At 63.9% G+C, this 14,250-nt stretch carries 14 protein-coding genes; 7 read left to right on the top strand and 7 right to left on the bottom strand.

Annotated elements, in window-relative coordinates; genetic code table 11:
• The first annotated feature begins 1 nt into the window (after position 1).
• Together dapE and N181_RS00270 are read left to right on the top strand one after the other, a co-directional pair.
• Entirely contained in the window at positions 2-1,195 is a 1,194-nt protein-coding gene (dapE, locus tag N181_RS00275; protein ID WP_037391801.1) for a succinyl-diaminopimelate desuccinylase, read from the top strand.
• Positions 1,182-1,778, top strand: coding sequence for a hypothetical protein (locus N181_RS00270; protein ID WP_037391800.1), 597 nt, complete (start codon positions 1,182-1,184; stop codon positions 1,776-1,778). Before dapE ends, N181_RS00270 begins: the two co-directional genes overlap by 14 nt.
• Positions 1,779-1,791: 13 nt before the next feature.
• On the opposite strand, the gene truA is transcribed toward N181_RS00270, so the two are convergent.
• The 4 genes from truA to N181_RS00250 all read right to left on the bottom strand — a co-directional run bounded on the left by truA (position 1,792) and on the right by N181_RS00250 (position 4,704).
• Positions 1,792-2,535, bottom strand: a complete 744-nt coding sequence (gene truA / locus N181_RS00265) for a tRNA pseudouridine(38-40) synthase TruA (RefSeq protein WP_037391799.1) — start codon at positions 2,533-2,535, stop codon at positions 1,792-1,794.
• Positions 2,535-3,470, bottom strand: a complete 936-nt coding sequence (fmt, locus tag N181_RS00260; RefSeq protein WP_037435386.1) for a methionyl-tRNA formyltransferase — start codon at positions 3,468-3,470, stop codon at positions 2,535-2,537. Before fmt ends, truA begins: the two co-directional genes overlap by 1 nt.
• Positions 3,471-3,550: 80 nt before the next feature.
• Complete coding sequence (gene def / locus N181_RS00255) at positions 3,551-4,075, bottom strand: peptide deformylase (RefSeq protein ID WP_014327088.1); 525 nt, start codon at positions 4,073-4,075, stop codon at positions 3,551-3,553.
• 74 nt (positions 4,076-4,149) lie between these two features.
• Positions 4,150-4,704 carry an NADPH-dependent FMN reductase gene (locus N181_RS00250; RefSeq protein ID WP_014327087.1) on the bottom strand — a complete coding sequence of 185 codons (555 nt, stop codon included), beginning with the start codon at positions 4,702-4,704 and terminating at the stop codon, positions 4,150-4,152.
• 191 nt (positions 4,705-4,895) lie between these two features.
• Between N181_RS00250 and N181_RS00245 the strand changes: the two genes are divergently transcribed.
• From N181_RS00245 to N181_RS00235, 3 genes are all read left to right on the top strand, one after another.
• Positions 4,896-6,104, top strand: a complete 1,209-nt coding sequence (locus N181_RS00245; protein ID WP_037435388.1) for a DNA recombination protein RmuC — start codon at positions 4,896-4,898, stop codon at positions 6,102-6,104.
• Between the two features lie 51 nt (positions 6,105-6,155).
• Positions 6,156-7,055: a ribokinase gene (locus N181_RS00240; protein ID WP_014327085.1), complete on the top strand. Its 900-nt coding sequence runs from the start codon at positions 6,156-6,158 to the stop codon at positions 7,053-7,055.
• A 280-nt stretch (positions 7,056-7,335) separates the two neighbouring features.
• Positions 7,336-9,696 (top strand): methyl-accepting chemotaxis protein, encoded by a 2,361-nt coding sequence (locus N181_RS00235; RefSeq protein WP_037435389.1) that lies wholly within the window; start codon positions 7,336-7,338, stop codon positions 9,694-9,696.
• 266 nt (positions 9,697-9,962) lie between these two features.
• Here the strand turns inward: N181_RS00235 and N181_RS00230 are convergent, their stop codons facing one another.
• A complete protein-coding gene (locus tag N181_RS00230; RefSeq protein WP_014327082.1) occupies positions 9,963-10,907 on the bottom strand; it encodes a nucleoside hydrolase in 945 nt (314 codons plus the stop codon).
• Positions 10,908-11,161: 254 nt separating this feature from the next.
• Here N181_RS00230 and N181_RS00225 point away from each other — a divergent pair, with 254 nt between their 5' ends.
• On the top strand, positions 11,162-11,593 hold the full coding sequence (locus tag N181_RS00225) for an Hsp20 family protein (protein WP_012706640.1): 432 nt from the start codon (positions 11,162-11,164) through the stop codon (positions 11,591-11,593).
• Between the two features lie 49 nt (positions 11,594-11,642).
• Positions 11,643-11,900, top strand: a complete 258-nt coding sequence (locus tag N181_RS00220) for a BQ00720 family protein (protein ID WP_012706639.1) — start codon at positions 11,643-11,645, stop codon at positions 11,898-11,900.
• A gap of 131 nt (positions 11,901-12,031) precedes the next feature.
• On the opposite strand, the gene trmB is transcribed toward N181_RS00220, so the two are convergent.
• Together trmB and metK are read right to left on the bottom strand one after the other, a co-directional pair.
• The gene (trmB, locus tag N181_RS00215) at positions 12,032-12,730 is read right to left on the bottom strand and encodes a tRNA (guanine(46)-N(7))-methyltransferase TrmB (RefSeq protein ID WP_037399664.1); all 699 of its coding nucleotides are present in this window, start codon (positions 12,728-12,730) and stop codon (positions 12,032-12,034) included.
• Between the two features lie 210 nt (positions 12,731-12,940).
• On the bottom strand, positions 12,941-14,209 hold the full coding sequence (gene metK / locus N181_RS00210) for a methionine adenosyltransferase (protein ID WP_014327079.1): 1,269 nt from the start codon (positions 14,207-14,209) through the stop codon (positions 12,941-12,943).
• Positions 14,210-14,250 lie beyond the last annotated feature (41 nt).

Here is a 14,250-nt window from a genome sequence, read left to right as displayed (position 1 = left end):
GATGTTCCCCACCGATCCGATCTCCAATCTCGCCGCCCTCATCCGTTGCCCATCGGTCACCCCGGCCGAAGGCGGGGCGCTCACCGCTGTGGAAACGATGCTGGCGCCGCTCGGCTTCACGGTCGATCGGGTCGTGGCGAAGGAGGCAGGCACGCCGGATATCGAGAACCTCTATGCCCGGCTCGGCACCGAAGGCCCGCATCTGATGTTCGCCGGCCACACCGATGTCGTGCCGGTCGGCGACGAAACCGCCTGGTCCCATCCGCCGTTCTCCGCCGCGATCGCCGGCGGCGAAATGTACGGGCGTGGCGCCGTCGACATGAAGGGCGGCATTGCCTGCTTCGTCGCAGCCGTGGCCCGACACATCGAGAAGCATGGCCGCCCGAAAGGCTCGATCTCCTTCCTGATCACCGGCGACGAGGAAGGCCCGGCGATCAACGGGACGGTGAAGCTTCTCGAATGGGCTGCCCAAAAAGGCGAACGCTGGGACGCCTGCCTCGTCGGCGAGCCGACCAATCCGGAGAGCCTCGGCGACATGATCAAGATCGGCCGGCGCGGCTCACTGTCCGGCCGGATCACCGTGCACGGCGTCCAGGGCCACGCCGCCTATCCGCACCTTGCCGACAATTCGGTGCGCGGCATTCTGCAGCTCACGCAAGCGCTGATGGACCCAGCCTTCGACAATGGCACCGAGGATTTCCAGCCGTCCAATCTGGAAGTGACGACGATCGACGTCGGCAATCCCGCCGTCAACGTCATTCCCGCGAAGGCGACTGCCGCCTTCAACATCCGCTTCAACGATAGCTGGACGGCCGAAAGCCTGAAGGCCGAGATCGTCGCCCGTCTCGACCGCGCCGCGAAGGACGAAACGCTCCGGCCCGGCCGGCAGCCGGTCAAATACGATATCGTCTGGAACGAGAGGCCGAGCCACGTCTTCCTGACGCGCAACAACGCGCTGATCGATTCGCTTTCCGGCGCGATCGAGGCGGTGACCGGGCGCCAGCCGAAGCTTTCGACGACGGGCGGCACGTCGGACGCCCGCTTCATCAAGGACTATTGCCCGGTGGTCGAGTTCGGCCTTGTCGGCCAGACCATGCACATGGTCGACGAACGGGTCGCCGTCGCCGATCTCGAGACCTTGACCGAGATCTACGAAACCTTCGTTGCCCGCTGGTTCGGCCATGCCGCTGCTTGACGAGGTTCTCGCCTATATCAAGGGGCTCTGGCTGCTGATCCAGGGCAACCGCGAAGGCTATAGCTGGCTGGACATCAGCGAAGGCGGGCTGTGGCGCTCCTTCACGGCGATCCTCTGGTCGCTGCCGGCCATGGCCGTGTCCTGGGCATCCTGGCGGCTCTATTATCTTTCGGCGATGCCGAGTGGCACGACCGTCGGCATCGGCTTTTTCCTCAAACTGCTCATTGTCGACCTCGTCAGCTGGCTGCTGCCGATCGTGCTGGTCGCCGCCCTTTCGCGCCCCCTCGGATTCGGCCCACTGGTCGTGCCGGTGATCGTCACCACCAACTGGCTCTCGGTGCCTCTTTCCTATGCCATGGCAATTCCGGCCGCGCTCCTCCTGCTGGCCCGTGGAGGCCATCAGCTTACGGCTCTTTTGTCGCTGATCGTCCTTGTTGCCGGCGTCGTCCTGTTATTCCGGCTGCTGCGCACGATAACCGGCAACCAGAACCTGCTCGCCTCGGCGCTGACGGCTCTTTACCTGCTACCGTCGATGATGCTCGCACAGTATCTACAGTACTTCTTCGGCTTGATCCCCGGCTGAGACAGCCGAGCGGTCAGTAATCCACCTGCATGAAGTAGAGACCTTCCGGCGGGGCGACCGGTCCGCAGGCCTTGCGGTCGCGCGCCTCGAGCGCCGCCTTGAGGTCGTCGGGTTTCCACTTGCCCTCACCAACGAGCTTCAGGGAGCCGGCAAAGGAGCGTATCTGGTTGTGCAGGAAGCTCTGCGCCGTCGCCCGGATCTCGATGAGTTCGCCGCTGCGGGTCACGTCCAGCCGATCGATGGTGCGCAGCGGGCTGTTCGCCTGGCAATGGGCGGAGCGGAACGTCGTGAAATCGTGGTGGCCGACGAGATGTTGCGCCGCGGCGTGCATCGCCTCGTGGTCGAGCGTCTTCGGCACCCACCAGGCACGCCTGGCCTCGAGCGCCAGCGGCGAGCGGCGGCATATGATCCGGTAGAGATAATGGCGGCGCAGGGCCGAGAAGCGCGCGTCGAATTCCGGCGGCACTTCCGCCGCATCGAGGATCGACACACGCTCGGCGGCAAGGGCCAGGTGGGCATTGAGCGCATTGCGCAGCGTGTGCGTCTTCCATTGGCGCGTCAGGTCGAGATGCGCCACCTGGCCCATCGCATGAACGCCGGAATCGGTACGGCCCGCACCGCGGATCGACACCGTCTCGCCGGTCAGGGACAGGACCGCTTTTTCGATCGCCCCCTGCACGGAGGGGCCATTCTCCTGCCGCTGCCAGCCGACATAGTCGAAGCCGTCATATTCGACGGTCAGGCGATAGCGCGGCATCAGGCAATCCTCGTGCCCGCGGCAATCGGTGTGCCGCGCAGGAACTCAAGCCTGGCGAGCGCCTTGCCGCCTGCCCGCTGCAACCGCGTCGCTCGAACCGCGCCGTCACCACAGGCGATCGTCAAACCATTATCCAGAACCCTACCGGGCGCACCAGCCCCTGCGGCAGGCTCCGAGCCGAGCACCTTGATCCGCTCCGTCCGCCCGGCGATCTCGAGTTCGAACCAGGCACCCGGAAAGGGCGAAAGACCGCGGATATGGTTATGCACCTCGGCCGCCGGCTTCGCGAAATCGATGCGCGTCTCGTCCTTGGCGATCTTGGCGGCGTAGACGACGCCGTCTTCGGGCTGCGGCGTCAGCGTCAGGTCGTCCGCCTCGAGCTTCGCCATCGCTTCCCTCATCAGCGCCGCGCCGACATGCATCAGCTTGTCGTGCAGTTCGCCGGCCGTCATCGTCTCACCGATCGGCACGGTCCTGGTCAGGGCGACGGGGCCGGTGTCGAGCCCCTTGTCCATCTTCATCACCATCATGCCGGTCTCGCGATCGCCGGCCATGATCGCCCGCTGGATCGGCGCGGCACCCCGCCAACGTGGCAGCAGCGAGGCATGGCCGTTATAGCAGCCGTAGCGGGTGCCCGAGAGGATCTCCTCCGGCAACAGCAGGCCATAGGCGACGACGACCGCGACATCGGCATCGAAATCGCGGAAGGCCTGCCGATCGACGGCGTTCTTGAAGTTGACGGGCGTCAACACCGGAACGCCGAGAAGTTCAGCCGCCTGATGCACCGGCGACTTCTTGAGATCGAGGCCGCGCCTGCCGCCGGGGCGCGGCGGCTGCGTGTAGACGGCAGCGATCTCATGGCCGGCCTCGACGAGAGCGGAGAGCGTCGGCACGGAGAATTCCGGTGTGCCCATGAAGATGATGCGAAGCGGCAAGGCGGTGAACTCCGTCTCTCTCAATTGCCCGAAACAGGGCAGCGGCTCCGGTTCAAGCGCCGCTCAAGGCGTAGCGACGATCAAATCGCCTTGGCACCGCGCGTCTTGGCTGCCTTAGTGAACTTGCGGATCACCATGTCGCGCTTGAGCTTGGAGATGTAGTCGATGAACAGGACGCCGTTCAGATGATCGATCTCGTGTTGCAGGCAGGTGGCGAGCAGGCCATCGGCCTCGACCGATTGCTCCTTGCCGTCGCGATCGCGATATTCGACGGTGATGCCCGCCGGCCGCTCGACCTCGGCATAGTAGTCCGGGATCGACAGGCAGCCTTCCTCGTAAACGGAGCGCTCCTCGGTGGATTTGACGATCTTCGGATTGATGAAGACCAGCGGCTTCTTCTCTTCGCCCTCCTTCGAAACGTCGAGAACGAGGAGGCGCTTCGAAACGCCGATCTGGATTGCCGCCAGACCGATGCCGGGGGCGTCATACATGGTTTCGAGCATATCGTCGGCAAGGCGACGAATGTCGGCGTCGATGGTCTCGACGGGCGTCGAAACCTGGCGGAGGATGGGATCGGGAAGGATGATGAGCGGCTTGATCGTCATGCTGCTCCCATAGCCGATCTTTTCCTCCGGGCGCAACAAATTTGCCGACCGGAGACAACCGAAAACCTTCGCGTCTAGCTTTGACCCAGCGAGTCAGCGCGAACCGATTGGCAAAACTCCGAAAATTCCTTGAGGAAGGTGTCGACGCGGCTTCGATTCTCAGCCCTCCCGACGATCTGTCGGATGGCTTCCGGTGTTTCCTTCATCAGCGGAAAACGCAGGAAAATCTCCCCGTTGAAGTTCGACGTGACCGTGGACATGACGATCCGAAGCGTCGCGAGCATATCGTCGCCTCGATGTGATGCATGTGCCAATACGACCGGTTTGTTGACGATGACCTCGGCGGATACCAGCCAATCGATGGCATTCTTCAGTCCGCCCGGAATTGTCCTGACATACTCCGGGCTGGAGACGATCAGCCCGTCACTCGCATCGATGGCCCCCATGAAATCGCGAACGATGCGAGGGGTGGCTTCCCCTTCGAGGTCCGGGGAGAACACGGGCAGCTCAGCAATGCCGTGGAAAACGCGTATGTCAAACCGCGGCGCTGCCACCTGCCTGATCGCCTCAAGCATCGCCGTGTTGGTGGAGTTCCTTCGGGCGCTGCCGGATATAGCCAGGACTTTCATGGTCGGCGCAACTCCTTGAACGAAGTCATTGTCCAGGGTCCGGAATTGGTCCGGGCGAAGGTGCCATAACCGCAAAAGCGACACGCCGCAAATGCTGGCGAAAGCGCCCGTCTTCGTCGCCTTCCCGGCGCCGATGTATTTGTTCTTGTTTTGATCTGGTTTTCGGACGCGAATCCGTTTAGGTTGCACTCATGGAGCTCAATGCCTTTGCCTTCGACCAGCCGCTGTTCCTCATCGGCACCTTCCCCGTAACCGCTGGCCACCTGGTCACCGTTGCCGCTTTCCTGTCCGTTCTGCTGGCGATTGCCGCGGCTCGCAGAGCCCGCTCGATTCGTGCCGACGACCGGGACCAGCAGCTCTCGGCGCTCTTGGCGGCGCAGACCGAAATGCAGGGACGCATCGCCGCGATGACCGATGTGTTCGGCACGCGGCAGGCGGAGCTCAACCAGTCGCTCAGTCAGCGCATCGACGGCATGACGCACCGGATCGGCGCCTCGATCAGCGAGCAGACGAAGGCGACGCATGAGAACCTCAGGCGGTTGCAGGAGCGGCTTGCGGTGATCGACAGCGCCCAGAACAACATCCAGTCGCTCGCCAAGGACATGGCCGGGCTGCAGAGCATTCTTTCAAACAAGCAGACGCGGGGCGCCTTCGGCCAGTCGCGCATGGAGGCGATCGTCGCCGACGGCCTGCCGATCGGCGCCTTCACCTTCCAGGCGACGCTCTCGAACGGCGCGCGGCCGGACTGCATCATCCGCATGCCGAACGGCCAGCCGCCGCTCGTCATCGACGCGAAGTTCCCGCTTGAAGCCTGGAACGCCATGCGCGATGCGGAGAGCGGCGAGCGGCGCCATCAGGCATCCCAGGCCTTCCGCCGCGACATGGAAGTGCATATCCGCGATATCGCTAGCAAATATCTGCTGGCCGGCGAGACCCAGGAAACGGCCTTCCTCTTCGTTCCATCCGAATCGATCTTCGCCGAGATCCACGAGCATTTCGAAGCGATCGTGCAGAAGGCGCACCGCCAACGCGTCGTCATCGTTTCGCCGTCGCTGCTGCTCCTCTCCATCCAGGTGATCCAGGCGATCCTGAAGGACGCCCGGATGCGCGAGCAGGCGCATCTGATCCAGGGCGAGGTGGTGCGGCTGATGGAGGATCTGACGCGCCTCGACGAGCGCGTCAGAAAGCTGCAGGGCCACTTCGCGATGACCCAGAAGGATGTCGAGGACATCTTGATCTCCTCGGACAAGCTGACGCGACGCGGCGCCAAGATCGAGGCGCTCGAATTGCAAGCGATCGCGCCGGCCAGCCATGCGGACAAGGCCATCGGCGACAAGGGCGACCGGACGGTCGACAACCGCGTCGGGCAATTGAAGCTCAGGGTGGTTGACGAGGACTGACCGCCTCGGGCACTCTCCGGCGAAATCAGCAACGCGACGGGACATCTCCACATGATCACTGTTTTTGGGTCCATCAACATGGACCTGATCGCCACGACCGCACGCCTGCCGAAGCCCGGCGAGACCGTCGCCGGGACCGGCTTTTCCACCGCCGCCGGCGGCAAGGGCGCGAACCAGGCCCTGGCGGCCCGTCGCGCCGGTGCTTCCGTGCGGATGGCAGGCGCCGTCGGCTCGGACAGCTTCGCCGAAGGTGCGCTCGCTTTGCTCAAGGAGGCCGGCACCGACCTCGGCCTCACCAAGACCGTCAACGAGCCGACCGGTACCGCCCATATCCTCGTCGGCGGCGATGGCGAGAACGTCATCGTCGTCGTGGCGAGCGCCAATGCGACGGTGAGCGAGGGCGATGCCAGCACTGCCGTCGGGAAAATGTCGGCCGGCGACACGTTGATGCTGCAGCTCGAGATTCCTGCGGCCTCGGTGGAAAAGGCACTCGTCGAGGCAAAGCGCCGCGGCATCCGCTCGGTCATCAATATCGCACCGCTGACGCCCGAGGCTGCCCGTCTCGGCCGCATGGCCGATATCGTGATTGCCAACGAGACCGAATTCGAACTCCTGGCCGGCAAGAGCGGCATCGCCGGCGCCGAACGGGAGGCGGCGATGAAGAGCCTTCACGACGAAACCGGGCAGACGGTGATCGTCACGCTCGGCGCCGAAGGGGTCGCCGCCGCTCATCAGGGCGAAATCCATCGCGCCCGGGGGCTGACCATCGAGCCGGTCGATACGGTCGGGGCGGGTGACACCTTTTGTGGTTATCTCGCTGCGAGCCTGGACGCGGGCCTCGCCTTCCCCGATGCGCTGCGCCGCGCCGCGGTCGCCGGGTCGCTGGCCTGCCTGAAGCCGGGCGCGCAACCGTCCATTCCGCTCGCCTCCGAGGTCGCCGCGCGTCTCTGACCGCGACAACCGATTTCGCCCGGTTTCGCAATCCGGATAGGTTTTGGCGCGGCAACGATGCTTGCCGCGCCGAATCCACTCTGGACAGCCAGGAATTGGCTTGGTTGTTGGCCGTATTTTAATCTTTGTTGATCTATCCAGATTGCGAGGCAGCCCGGTCGCATCGGGCCGGCTCCTGCATGCCGGTCGGCATCACGCGCTCCATGATGGAGATTCACCCCACTTTGGAATGTCATGCCGCGGGTACAAACCTGCGGACCTCTCAGTGCGTGAGGATTTCATGTTCAACTTCCATGCCAAATCGCTGGCCACCAAGCTGATCGCCGTCACGGGCGGCACGATCGCTCTCGTGTTGCTCGCGTCGAATTTCGTTCTCATCTCGCAGACCCAGGACCGTGTCGAGACGCTGGTCTTCGACGGCGCGAAGACGGAGGCCCGTGCAATTGCCGCCGATATCGCCGGCAGCGTCGGAGAGCTGGCCGCCGCTGCCCGCACCATGTCGGGCGTGCTCGGCCGCGGCCATGCCGGGAAGTCGACCGACCGTCCCGGCGCCATCAACCTGTTGAAGGCCAATCTCGACCAGCACGACTTCGCCTTCGGCAGCTGGTTCGCCGAAGAACCGAAAGCCTTCGACGGTAAGGACGTCGTCAACAACACCGACCTTGGCGGCAATGCCGAAGGTGCCTTCACGCCCTATTGGTCGAAGGATCGCAACGGCAAGGCGCAGCTCTCGACCTTCCGTGCGGACTATGCGGCCGAGTGGTACAGCCTTGCCGCCAAGAGCGGCAAGGGCGCCCTCACCCAGCCTTATCTCGCCGAGGGCACCGACGTTCCGACGACGATGACGTCGATCGCCTATCCGGTGATGTCCGAGGGCAGGATGGTCGGTGTCTCGGGCGTCGACATCTCGCTCGCCTCGCTTGCCGACCGGCTCGGGACGCTGAAGCCCTTCGGTTCGGGTCGGGTCTATCTTCTGTCGCAGGGTGGCAAGTGGCTCGCCGCGCCGATCCCCGATCTGCTGATGAAGGACTATGAAGGCGAGGGTGCGGACGTCATCAAGAAGGCTCTGTCATCCGATGCGTCGGGCATGATCAAGAACCTGACCTACGACGGAAACGCGCCCTTCGACCGCGTCGTCTATCCCTTCAAATTGCCCAATGTGAACGCGAGCTGGGTCATACTCGTCGACGTGCCGCGCACCGTCATCAATGCACCGGTCAACGATCAGACCTATATGATGATCATCGGCGGCATCGTCGTGCTCGCAGCCGTGCTCGCCGGCCTCTATCTTGCCGTCCGCCGCTTTGTCCAGAAGCCGCTCGCCGGGCTCGTCCACGACGTCGAGACGCTCAGCAATGGCGACTATGCCAAGCCGATCTCCGGGCAGGACCGCTCAGACGAGACCGGCTCGGTCGCCAAGGCACTCGAAGGCTTCCGTCACCAGCTCGCCGACACCAAGCGCCTCGAAGGCGAGGCCCGTCACGAACGTGAACAGGCGGAACTGGAACGCAGTCGTTCGGAAAGCGAGCGTGCTGAAACCGGCGCGCTGCAGCGCGACATCGTCGCGCGTCTCGGCAAGGGTCTCTCGCATCTTGCTTCCGGCGATCTTGCCTACCGGATCGCCGACGAGTTCCCGGGCGAATACGCCCAGCTGAAGCGCGACTTCAATGCGACGATGGAGAGCCTCGAGGAGACGATCCGCACCGTCAACCACTCGGTCGTCAACATCGGCAGCGGCACCGGCGAGATTTCAAGCGCCGCCAACGACCTCTCGCACCGGACCGAGCAGCAGGCCGCAAGCCTCGAGGAAACCGCCGCCGCCCTTGACGAGCTGACGTCGCAAGTCGATGCCAGCGCCGAAAATGCCAAGGTTGCGGCAAAGTCGGTTGAACTGGCGAGCAGCGATGCCGCCCAGTCCGGTGAGGTCGTCCAGCAGGCGATTGCGGCGATGCAGGGCATCGAGCAGTCCTCGAACGAGGTGAGCCGCATCATAGGGGTCATCGACGAGATCGCCTTCCAGACCAATCTGCTCGCCCTCAATGCGGGTGTCGAAGCCGCCCGCGCCGGCGAGGCCGGCAAGGGCTTCGCGGTCGTCGCACAGGAGGTCCGCGAGCTTGCCCAACGCTCGGCCAATGCCGCCAAGGAGATCAAGACCTTGATCAACACCTCGGCAGGCCAGGTGCGCGAGGGCGTCGATCTCGTCGGCAAGACGGGCGGCGCGCTCAAGAAGATCGCCGAGCAGGTGGTGCAGATCAACGGCCTCATCCGCCAGATCTCCAGTTCCGCCTCGGAGCAGGCCGTCGGCCTCAAGGAGATCAACGCGGCCGTCAACCAGATGGATCAGGTGACGCAGCAGAATGCCGCGATGGTCGAAGAGACGACGGCGGCCAGCATGACGCTGAACGAGGAGGCCCGCACGCTGAGCGGGCTGGTTGCGCGGTTCCGCGTCGTCCAGCGGGAGCCGGTGCAGTCCTCTGCCGACATGCTGCGCAGCGCCGCCTCGAAGATGCGAACGGCGGATGCTCACCTCCCGGCAGCGGAACAGCCGGCGGCACGTGGCTACTCGACATCGACGCAGCGCGTCCTCTCCCAGACGGCCGGCGCAAACGCGCTCGCCCAGGGCAACTGGGAAGAGTTCTGATCCGTTCCCATATGAACAAAAAACGGCTCCGCATGCGGCGCCGTTTTCTTTTGAGGCCACCCGCTGGGGTGAAGAAGGACCCCTCCCCAACCCCTCCCCACAGGTGGGAGGGGCTTTGGCGCCCGCGGCGCCCAACTGCCATTTTGCAGATTCGAGGTCTACCGCTACGCCAAGGGAGAGGCAATGCGGGCGCGGCAGGGTTAAGTCCCTCCCCCTTGTGGGGAGGGGTTGGGGAGGGGTCTTCTCGAGTATTGCAACAAGCGAACCTAAAGACGCGCCAGGCGGTCGGTGAGGAGCTCGAAGAAGCCCTCGTCGTCGACGTGGCGCATGACCCTGGCATTGTGCGCGCGGCCGGTGACCTGCCACCAGTCGACCACCGTCATGCCGGTCGTCAGCGCCGAGGTCGTCTCGATCTCGACATTGCAATCCCGGCCGGTGAAAAGCTCCGGTCGCAGCAGATAGGCGATCACCGTCGGGTCGTGCAGTGGACCGCCGTCGGTACCGTATTTCTCGATGTCGAAGCGTTCGAAGAATTCCAGCATTTCCGCGAGTGCGACCGCCGCCGGGCTGCCGATGGCGCGGATCTTCTGGACGCGAACCTTGTGGGTGAGTACGCGATGCGTCACGTCGAGCGGCATCATGACGATCGGGATGCCGGAGCGGAAGACGATCTCGGCGGCTTCCGGATCGACATAGACGTTGAATTCGGCGGCCGGCGTGATGTTGCCGCCTTCGAAGAAGCCGCCGCCCATCATCACCAGTTCCCGCACCCGCGGCGCAATCTCCGGCGCCTTGGTGAGCGCGAGGGCGATATTGGTCAGCGGACCCAGCGTGCAGAGCGTCACGGTACCGGGCGCTTCGGCAAGCAGCGTCTCGATAATGAAATCGACGGCGTGCTGCTCTTCAAGCTGCATCGTCGGTTCGCCGAGCTCAGGACCGTCGAGCCCGGTCTTGCCGTGCACATGCTCGGCGGTCACCAGCGGGCGCGCGACGGGACGTTCGGCGCCGGCGAAGACCTTGATGTCGGCTCTGTTGCAGAGCTCGCAAACGATCCGCGCATTGCGCGTCGTCAGCGTGAGCGGCACGTTGCCGGCGACCGCGGTGATGCCGAGCACGTCGATCTCTTCCGGACTGCCGAAGGCAAGCATGATCGCGGCGGCATCGTCCTGTCCAGGATCCGTGTCGATGATGATCTTTCTCGCGTTTGTCACTTTCTTCCTCCTGCGAGCCGGATGGTATCGGATGCCAGGCGATGACCTGGGTTCCGACGAGCTGGCGAAGGGAGACTACCATGCAGCAGCCTTCATTCGCGCCGGGATTCCGAGCCTTTGCACCGGACTATGATTTGCGCGCGCAGCCGAGGCAAGCCGCTTGCACTCGTTGCGCACAGCTACCATATTGCGTCCCAGGATGCTGCTTGGCAGGTCCGAGAAGATGGTCGCTTGAGCTGACAAGGACTTGGGGAATGAGCAGGATTACGCCTTTTACGAGCCCGCTCCTGGTGGGTTTCGACAGCATGGAAAAGACCCTCGAGCGGATCGCCAAGGCGAACGACGGATACCCACCCTACAATATCGAGCGCATTCGCGGCGATAGTGCCGCCGGCACGCCGGAACGGTTGCGGATCACGCTCGCCGTCGCCGGGTTTTCCGATGAGGATCTGGAGGTGACGACGGAGGAGAACCAGCTCGTCATTCGTGGCCGTCAGGTCGAGACCGGCGAAAGGGACTATCTGCATCGCGGCATCGCCGCCCGGCAATTCCAACGGACCTTCGTGCTCGCCGACGGCATGCGGGTGCTCGGCGCCGAGCTTCGAAACGGCCTGCTTTCGGTCGATCTGGTGCGCCCCGAGCCGGTCCGTATGGTAAAGAAAATTAACATTTCGGTCCCAGAATAGGATAACCGGCGGGATTTTCCTGTCGCGCCGGCGACCACGGAGCATCACCATGGGACTGAAAACCATCACCTCATCGCTGTCGAAGAACGACCTTGCGCATCTCGGCGCGGGCGAAGTCGGCTATATCCGCAAGATGCGATCGGAGGAGGTCTCCCGCTGCTTTCCGGAAGCGCCCGAGATGGGGCCGGGCATCGATCTCTGGGCGTTGTTTGCGGCGGATGGCACGCCGATCCTTTTGACCGACAACCGCTCGAGCACCTTCTTCAAGGCCGCCGAGGACGACCTTCGCACCGTCAGCCTGCACTGATCGACTGACAGCGCACCTCAATTCGCCGCCTGAACGGAAAGCGGAGAGACCCGCGTCTCCCCCTTATCCGCCTGCCGGCCTCCTTCTCCCCACAAGCGGGGCGAGGGAGAACTCGCGGCAAAAGTTTACCCTTAAGCGCGGCGGAACGTCAGATAGGCGGAACTGCGCCCTTCCCGACGCGCCTTGGCTTCGTAGCGCGTGCTTGGCCAGCCGGCGAAGGGGGTCAGCCAATCGGCCGAGCTTTCCGCCGTCCATTCGAAGGCCGCGTGATCGCGGCAATGGATGAGCGTCCAATTGACATAGCTGTCGATATCCGAGGCGAAGCAGAAGACGCCGCCCGACTTCAGGACGCGCGCGAACCGGTCGAGATTGACCTTCGAGACGAAGCGCCGCTTCCAATGCTTCCGCTTCGGCCAGGGATCGGGATAGAGCAGATCGACCTGGTCGACGGAGGCCGGCGGCAGCCAGTCCAATACCTGCGTCGCATCGTCATCGTAGAGCCGGACATTGTCGATCTCTCTCGCTTCGATCTGCCCAAGCAGCTTGGCCATGGAATTGACGAAGGGCTCCACGCCGATGAAGCCGGTCGATGGATCCTCCGCCGCCCGATGAATGAGATGCTCACCGCCGCCGAAGCCGATTTCCAGGCGAACCCGTTTTACCGCAGTCGGAAAGAGCGCCGACAGGTCAGCCGGCGCCGGCTCCTTGAGATCGAGCCTCAGGACTGGCAGCAAATTCTCGAGTTGCGCGGCCTGGCGTTCCCGCAACGGCTTGCCCTTGCGGCGGCCGAAGAAAGCCTCCGTTGCTCTGGCGCGGCGCGGTTCGGTCATATCGTTCTTCCTCGGATCAGGGCGGTTCCGGTCACATTCGATCGAAGACCACAAGCACGATCGGCTTCAGCATGTCCAGACGCAGGCTCCGGAACCTTCATACATTCCCGCACGAACAGAGGGGCGGAGGCTCCTTCCGAGCATCCGCCCCCGATCTGATTGGCGTGCGTTCCTTGACGCGGGAGGCTATCAGCCGCCCGTGTCAGTGATTTAAGCGGCGCGGCTGTTGATCGCCGTGGCGTCGAGCGAGATCGCTTCCTTCAGCGGCTTGACGAGGTCGAGCTTCTCCCAGGAGAAGGAACCATCGCGGCCGGCCTTGCGGCCGAAGTGGCCGTAGGCGGAGGTCTTCGCGTAGATCGGCCGGTTGAGGTCGAGATGGCGGCGGATCCCAGTCGGCGAAAGGTCCATCGTCTTGCGGATGGCCCTCTCGACCTGGTCTTCCGAAACCTTGCCGGTGCCGTGCAGATCGACATAGATCGACAGCGGCTGGGCGACGCCGATCGCGTAGGAGAGCTGGATCGTGCAGCGCTCGGCGAGGTTGGCGGCAACGACGTTCTTGGCGAGATAGCGGGCGGCATAGGCGGCCGAGCGATCGACCTTGGTCGTGTCCTTGCCGGAGAAGGCACCGCCACCATGCGGTGCAGCACCGCCATAAGTGTCGACGATGATCTTGCGGCCGGTGAGGCCGGCGTCGCCGTCCGGTCCGCCGATGACGAACTTGCCGGTCGGGTTGATATACCAGGTGCAGTCGTCGGCGATCTTCAGGTCATCCAATGCCTCGCGGATATAGGGCTCCACGACCTTGCGGACCTTGGCGGAATCCCAGCTGTCGTCAAGGTGCTGGGTCGAAAGGACGATGGAAACGACCTCGGTCGGCTTGCCATCGACATAGCGCACGGTCACCTGGCTCTTGGCATCCGGGCCGAGCCTGGCGACGTCGCCCTCGCCCTTCTTACGGGCCGCGGCGAGCAGATTGAGAATGCGGTGCGAGTAGTAGATCGGCGCCGGCATGAGTTCGGCGGTCTCGCGGCAGGCATAGCCGAACATGATGCCCTGGTCGCCGGCCCCTTCCTCGCCCTGCTTGTCGGCGGCATTGTCGACGCCCTGCGCGATATGCGCGGACTGGAAGTGCAGGAGCACGTCGATCTTCGCCGTCTTCCAGTGGAAGCCGTCCTGCTCATAGCCGATGTCGCGGATCGCCTTGCGGGCGGCGGCCTTGAACTTAGCCGGGTTGATGACGTCGTTGCCGTTCTTGTCCTTCTTCAGGAGGCTCGGCGGCAGGCGGACTTCACCGGCGATGACGACGCGGTTGGTCGTCGCCAGCGTTTCACAGGCAATGCGCACGGTCCACGGGTCGACACCGGATTTCGCCGCTTCGCGGTAGACCAGATCGACGATCTCATCGGAAATGCGGTCACACACTTTGTCCGGATGACCTTCGGCAACGGATTCGCTGGTGAACAGGTAATTTGCGCGCATACGGGAAGTCCCCTCAATGAAACAAGCGGGTTCACTGTTAG

This window comes from Sinorhizobium fredii USDA 205, from assembly GCF_001461695.1.
In the GTDB taxonomy this organism is placed as follows: Bacteria; Pseudomonadota; Alphaproteobacteria; order Rhizobiales; family Rhizobiaceae; genus Sinorhizobium; species Sinorhizobium fredii.
The sequence above is the reverse complement of the archived record's forward strand: the minus strand, read 5'-3'. Positions and strand labels throughout refer to the sequence as shown.

What these genes read in the sequence shown, in the direction of transcription:
- dapE (WP_037391801.1), top strand. Translation starts at nt 2, where the DNA reads ATGTTCCCCACCGATCCGATCTCCAATCTCGCCGCCCTCATCCGTTGC.
- N181_RS00235 (WP_037435389.1), top strand. Translation starts at nt 7,336, where the DNA reads ATGTTCAACTTCCATGCCAAATCGCTGGCCACCAAGCTGATCGCCGTC.
- N181_RS00225 (WP_012706640.1), top strand. Translation starts at nt 11,162, where the DNA reads ATGAGCAGGATTACGCCTTTTACGAGCCCGCTCCTGGTGGGTTTCGAC.
- def (WP_014327088.1), bottom strand. Translation starts at nt 4,075, where the DNA reads ATGACGATCAAGCCGCTCATCATCCTTCCCGATCCCATCCTCCGCCAG.
- N181_RS00220 (WP_012706639.1), top strand. Translation starts at nt 11,643, where the DNA reads ATGGGACTGAAAACCATCACCTCATCGCTGTCGAAGAACGACCTTGCG.
- N181_RS00270 (WP_037391800.1), top strand. Translation starts at nt 1,182, where the DNA reads ATGCCGCTGCTTGACGAGGTTCTCGCCTATATCAAGGGGCTCTGGCTG.
- metK (WP_014327079.1), bottom strand. Translation starts at nt 14,209, where the DNA reads ATGCGCGCAAATTACCTGTTCACCAGCGAATCCGTTGCCGAAGGTCAT.
- trmB (WP_037399664.1), bottom strand. Translation starts at nt 12,730, where the DNA reads ATGACCGAACCGCGCCGCGCCAGAGCAACGGAGGCTTTCTTCGGCCGC.
- truA (WP_037391799.1), bottom strand. Translation starts at nt 2,535, where the DNA reads ATGCCGCGCTATCGCCTGACCGTCGAATATGACGGCTTCGACTATGTC.
- N181_RS00245 (WP_037435388.1), top strand. Translation starts at nt 4,896, where the DNA reads ATGGAGCTCAATGCCTTTGCCTTCGACCAGCCGCTGTTCCTCATCGGC.
- N181_RS00250 (WP_014327087.1), bottom strand. Translation starts at nt 4,704, where the DNA reads ATGAAAGTCCTGGCTATATCCGGCAGCGCCCGAAGGAACTCCACCAAC.
- N181_RS00240 (WP_014327085.1), top strand. Translation starts at nt 6,156, where the DNA reads ATGATCACTGTTTTTGGGTCCATCAACATGGACCTGATCGCCACGACC.